Origin of the sequence: Ferrovum myxofaciens (assembly GCF_000735045.1) — a bacterium.
Lineage (GTDB): Bacteria > Pseudomonadota > Gammaproteobacteria > Burkholderiales > Ferrovaceae > Ferrovum > Ferrovum myxofaciens.
Window position 1 is genome coordinate 1 of sequence record NZ_JPOQ01000646.1, and the last position, 271, is coordinate 271.

Here is a 271-nt window from a genome sequence, read left to right on the forward strand (position 1 = left end):
ACGTACCCCGAGCATGGCGGCGATCAGTTCCTGGGTCATGATCAGTTCGTTGGAGGGCAAACGATCGAGGCTCAGCAGGAGCCATCGGCAGAACTGCTGATCCAGGGTGTGATGCCGGTTGCATACCGCGGTTTGTGCCGTTTGTGTCAGCAAGGCCTGAGTGTAGCGCAGCAACAGATGCTGCATCGGACCCGCGCGGAAAAACTCGTTTTTAAGAAACTGACCCTTCAGTCGGTAGGCATTGCCGGCACTTTGCACCACTGCCCGGCTG

The 271-nt window shown here is 57.9% G+C and carries 1 protein-coding gene; it reads right to left on the reverse strand.

What is annotated here, in order from left to right; translation table 11 throughout:
* The coding region (locus IV91_RS0115510; protein WP_035419254.1) for a Crp/Fnr family transcriptional regulator at window positions 1-271 on the reverse strand (271 nt) is incomplete at both ends.